Raw genomic sequence first — 216 nt, 5'->3', positions numbered from 1 at the left:
ATCTTCCAATGGTTTCTTGTGTGGGACGAGCTAGGCAAACCAGTTTTAGAAGCGGTTTATATCTCGTTACTTACTGGCGCATTGTTTGGTTTAGTTATGGCAACCTTCTACTACATTAGGCGCAAGCAATTAAATCTAACAGATTGGGGTTCATTGGGAGAATAAGCCCAAAACCTAACAAACTGTTCAAGAGGGATTCGCAACGCGTGGCATTTT

At 42.1% G+C, this 216-nt stretch carries 1 protein-coding gene; it reads left to right on the top strand.

From position 1 onward, the window contains the following. On the top strand, positions 1 to 165 hold the full coding sequence (locus VJL_RS30295) for a DUF6404 family protein (protein ID WP_305848686.1): 165 nt from the start codon (positions 1 to 3) through the stop codon (positions 163 to 165). The last annotated feature ends 51 nt before the right edge of the window (positions 166 to 216 follow it).

Source organism: Vibrio jasicida CAIM 1864 = LMG 25398, from assembly GCF_000400365.1.
Taxonomy (GTDB): domain Bacteria; phylum Pseudomonadota; class Gammaproteobacteria; order Enterobacterales; family Vibrionaceae; genus Vibrio; species Vibrio jasicida.
This window is presented reverse-complemented; position numbering and strand designations above follow the sequence as displayed.